Source organism: Streptococcus pluranimalium, from assembly GCF_047785745.1.
GTDB classification, from domain to species: domain Bacteria; phylum Bacillota; class Bacilli; order Lactobacillales; family Streptococcaceae; genus Streptococcus; species Streptococcus pluranimalium_B.
The window spans coordinates 1-3,840 of sequence record NZ_JBLOJT010000131.1; the positions used below are offsets into that span (position 1 = coordinate 1).

The 3,840-nt window shown below is 38.3% G+C and carries 6 protein-coding genes; 2 read left to right on the plus strand and 4 right to left on the minus strand.

The features are described from left to right. Positions 1 to 34: 34 nt before the first annotated feature. Genes ACMZ6U_RS09580 through ACMZ6U_RS09595 form a run of 4 tightly spaced genes read right to left on the minus strand, consistent with a single transcriptional unit; the run spans position 35 to position 2,368 of the window. On the minus strand, positions 35 to 724 hold the full coding sequence (locus ACMZ6U_RS09580) for a Bax inhibitor-1/YccA family protein (RefSeq protein WP_416108221.1): 690 nt from the start codon (positions 722 to 724) through the stop codon (positions 35 to 37). Between the two features lie 21 nt (positions 725 to 745). Beyond that, positions 746 to 1,249 carry an HD domain-containing protein gene (locus tag ACMZ6U_RS09585; protein ID WP_104967332.1) on the minus strand — a complete coding sequence of 168 codons (504 nt, stop codon included), beginning with the start codon at positions 1,247 to 1,249 and terminating at the stop codon, positions 746 to 748. 39 nt (positions 1,250 to 1,288) lie between these two features. After that, on the minus strand, positions 1,289 to 2,029 hold the full coding sequence (locus ACMZ6U_RS09590) for a TrmH family RNA methyltransferase (protein ID WP_416108222.1): 741 nt from the start codon (positions 2,027 to 2,029) through the stop codon (positions 1,289 to 1,291). A 42-nt stretch (positions 2,030 to 2,071) separates the two neighbouring features. After that, the gene (locus ACMZ6U_RS09595) at positions 2,072 to 2,368 is read right to left on the minus strand and encodes a DUF4298 domain-containing protein (RefSeq protein ID WP_416108223.1); all 297 of its coding nucleotides are present in this window, start codon (positions 2,366 to 2,368) and stop codon (positions 2,072 to 2,074) included. A gap of 187 nt (positions 2,369 to 2,555) precedes the next feature. On the opposite strand from ACMZ6U_RS09595, the gene ACMZ6U_RS09600 reads away from it, so the two are divergent. Together ACMZ6U_RS09600 and yidC are read left to right on the plus strand one after the other, a co-directional pair. Then, on the plus strand, positions 2,556 to 2,834 hold the full coding sequence (locus ACMZ6U_RS09600) for an acylphosphatase (protein ID WP_416108224.1): 279 nt from the start codon (positions 2,556 to 2,558) through the stop codon (positions 2,832 to 2,834). 81 nt (positions 2,835 to 2,915) lie between these two features. Next, on the plus strand, positions 2,916 to 3,833 hold the full coding sequence (gene yidC, locus ACMZ6U_RS09605) for a membrane protein insertase YidC (RefSeq protein WP_104967328.1): 918 nt from the start codon (positions 2,916 to 2,918) through the stop codon (positions 3,831 to 3,833). The last annotated feature ends 7 nt before the right edge of the window (positions 3,834 to 3,840 follow it).

The following is a 3,840-nucleotide window of genomic DNA, read 5'->3' on the forward strand; positions in this document are numbered from 1 at the left end:
TAAGTCACCCACTACAGTTGACGAAGAGCCATAATTAATCATTACGTCCCAAAATACGTAGAAGGCTTAAGAACAAGTTAATAAAATCTAAGTAAAGGCTAAGTGCCATTGAAATAGCCCAACCATCCTGTACATTACCACCTGTGTGTTGGTAAACACGTTTAATCATTTGGTTATCATAAGCAATCAAACCTGAAAAAATCAATACAGAAGCAATACTGATGATAAAACTCATTGTGCCACTTCCGATAAAGATGTTAACCACACTGGCAATAATAATACCAATTAAGGCTGCCATAAGCGCCTTAGACATCCCTGACAAGTCTTTCTTAATCGTTGCACCAATGGCTGCCATGATAAAGAAAACAAGGGCAGAACTAACAAAAGCTTGAAGTACTGTTGTTTGAACGTATTGAACAATGATAAAACTTAGGGTAAAACCGTTCAAAGCCGAATAGGTCAAAAATAGTGGCAAAGCAGCTGGTGTGTTTTTACGTGCTGCATTAGACGCCAAGAAAACCAAGGCTAATTCTACAAAAAATGCACCCAGATAAACCCATGAATATTGCGTCATAATAGTAATAAGGTTTGCTTGGAATGGGTAAAGCATCAACCAAGACACAAAGGCTGAAAGCCCGATACCAATACCTACAAGACTGTATATTTTAGTAAAGAAAGCTGACAAGCCGTCCTGCGATTCTGTGTAAATAAGATTGTCATTCATAACTGTATTTCCCTTTTCTAACTAACGATTGTGACTACCTAAAAACTTACGGCTAAAGCGAATAGGCTTCCCAAGCTTACGACGCATTGGAATAGTGGCTTCCTTAATCGCCCAATACTTATCAACCATGGTCACAATATAAGACTCTTTATAACGTGGAAAAGCCACTGTTGCCCCCCACATATGTTTGAGGATAATATCTTCTTCTTTTTTGTTTAGTGGTGTTAATTTTTTAGCATTACGTACCGCAATGCGAGGATGAACCCAAGCATGGCTTTTATTAAACTTAGTCACACGCCAATCATAGTAAAAGAAGTCATGTAACAAACCACCTCTAGCAGTACTGTCCTTGTCCCACCCAAACTTTTTAGCAATCTTATAGCTAGTATAAGCAACATTAATGGAGTGCTCCATACGTGTGGAATGGTGATGTTGAACAATACCGTCAAGTTTTTGAAAGCGTGGGTGATCAATCAAATGCCCAACTAACTCCATAAATTCAGCATCTTGTTCATATTTTTTCATAATACTCACCTTTCTAGACTACTATTATACCATATTGGCTTAAAGCAAGCTAAAAATCACTATCCCTGCAGCTACTGCCACATTAAGACTCTCCGCCTGACCAGGCATAGTGATATGAATCAGATGATCCGCTGTCTCACTTGTTTCAGGACTAATCCCTTGACCCTCATTACCCATCACCAAAGCAAACTTATCAAAATGTGCTAAACTTTGGTAATCCACTGACTTATCAGACAAGGTAGTCGCTAAAATCGGTAAAGCAGCTATCTTCATTTGCTCAAAAATAGAAGTCAAAGACTGACGATAAACAGGTAAGTGGAAATGACTTCCCTGCATAGAACGCAGAGTTTTTGGATTGTACAAATCCGCGGATTTATCTGATAAAATCACACCATCTAAACCCGCTGCATCCGCCGTACGAACCATGGTTCCCAAATTTCCAGGATCCTGGACATTCTCTAAAACAAGGTATCGACCTGATTTAAAATCTGGCAAGTCCACTTGATCAAGAAGAACTTCTGCTACAATCCCTTGTGGAGTTGGTGCATCTGATATTTCTTTCAATACATCACTTGAAACCAGAACGATTTCAGAACTTGCTGTAAGCTGATCTACCATCTCTTCTAATACAAAAACATGACGGAATGTAGCGTTAGATTTCTGCGCTTCATCAAAAAGATGCCAGCCTTCTATCAGGTAGGAATCTTTACGATGCTTTTTTTGCAATAATTTTTTTGTTCTTTTGATAAGAGGATTGGACTTTGAAGTGATTACTGTCATATTTTCCCTATTTTCATATGATTATTATCAGAGTATTAATCTTTACATATTTTTAGACATTTTAGCAGCTAATTCCAAACACGTTGCTAAGAGTGCATTATGGTCGCTAATAAAGTTATACAATTGATCTTCACTAAGTACACCAGACTTTATGTCATCATGGGGCTGTTCAAAGAGTCTAAACCATTCCTCGCTTCCATAAAAATCTCTTAGAGCCATATAATCTGCGTAATACTGTTCGAAATCTTCGAGCGCTGTACTAAATGCTTTCAACTTAGGAGCCAAATTATCATACTTGGCTTCCATTTCTTCAATCAGCTGTCTATCTTCAAAAGTCATATCTATTCCTTCCCTACACTCATCTGTTCGTCTACTTCATTATAACAAAAGTGAGTCAGACATTACTAGATGACGGCAGTAATATTTTTTAAAAGGAAGTCAAACAGTTATCTTCTCTGCTGAAACAAGACTTTTGCTAACTTTTTGGGTTATAATAAACTTACTATAACATCAGGAGGATGGGAAAATGAAAAAAATTCGGATGATTGTTTCTGGTCGTGTTCAAGGAGTCGGATTTCGTTATTCAACTTATGCCCTTGCTAAAGAAATAGGAGGTATTCATGGTCGTGTTTGGAATAATGACGATGGAACCGTTGAAATTCTTGCCCAATCTGATGATGCCAACAAGATGGCAAGTTTTATCCAAGAAGTGAGAAAAGGCCCTTCGCGCATGAGTCGCGTCACTTATGTTGATGTGCAAATGGGTAACTTTGAAGACTATACAGACTTTCGTGTAGCCAGTTAAAATTAGGACTTCAGAAGTATTGAGAAAATCCTTAAAAAACTGTAAAATAGATAGGTATTACAAAATTAAAGGATATAAACTGTGAAAAAATTAACTAAAAAATTATTCTTCTCAGGATTTGCATTATCACTGCTCCTATTCCTGTCTGGATGTGTCAGAACTGAACATGGTAAACCCGTTGGCTTTGTCTGGAATACCATCGGTAAACCAATGGAAAAGGTCATCCAGTACTTTGCCAATGACTTAGGTCTCGGCTTTGGTCTCGGGATCATCGCAGTGACAATCATTGTTCGTTTGATTATTTTACCTCTTGGGCTTTACCAATCTCAAAAAGCTGCCTATCAATCTGAAAAGATGGCTTACTTGAAACCTTTCTTAGGTCCCATTCAAGAACGTATGAAGTCTGCAACAACCCAAGAAGAAAAATTAGCTGCTCAAGCTGATTTTATGGCAGCACAGCGTCAATACGGTGTTAGCATGTTTGGTGGTATTGGGTGTTTACCACTCCTAATTCAAATGCCATTTTTCTCTGCTCTTTACTTTGCAGCTCGCTATACTAATGGTATTCAAGGTTCCCAGTTCTTATGGTTCTCCTTAGATAAACCCGATTTGCTTTTGACAGCAATCATTGTAGCACTCTACTTCTTCCAATCTTGGTTGTCAGTCGCTGCAGTTCCAGAAGAACAACGGGCGCAAATGAAAACAGCCATGTATTCAATGCCCCTCATGATGGCATTCTTTGGTTTTTCTTCCCCAGCAGGTGTAACATTATACTGGCTTGTCGGTGGTTTCTTCGCTATTGCCCAACAATTACTCACAACTTACGTTATCAAACCTCGTTTGCGTCAAAAAGTGGAGGCGGAATTTGCTAAAAATCCTCCAAAACCTTTTAAATCAAATGCAACAGCTCGTAAAGACGTAACACCAACAGCTAATCCAACTCAAGGCGCTATTCAAACTAAATCAAATCGTAATGCTGGAAAACAGCGTAAACGTTAATTATAAA

Bases quoted from the DNA above. Each gene is read 5' to 3' on its own strand.
- ACMZ6U_RS09590 (WP_416108222.1), bottom strand. From the start codon at position 2,029: ATGACAGTAATCACTTCAAAGTCCAATCCTCTTATCAAAAGAACAAAA.
- ACMZ6U_RS09585 (WP_104967332.1), bottom strand. From the start codon at position 1,249: ATGAAAAAATATGAACAAGATGCTGAATTTATGGAGTTAGTTGGGCAT.
- ACMZ6U_RS09580 (WP_416108221.1), bottom strand. From the start codon at position 724: ATGAATGACAATCTTATTTACACAGAATCGCAGGACGGCTTGTCAGCT.
- ACMZ6U_RS09595 (WP_416108223.1), bottom strand. From the start codon at position 2,368: ATGACTTTTGAAGATAGACAGCTGATTGAAGAAATGGAAGCCAAGTAT.
- ACMZ6U_RS09600 (WP_416108224.1), top strand. From the start codon at position 2,556: ATGAAAAAAATTCGGATGATTGTTTCTGGTCGTGTTCAAGGAGTCGGA.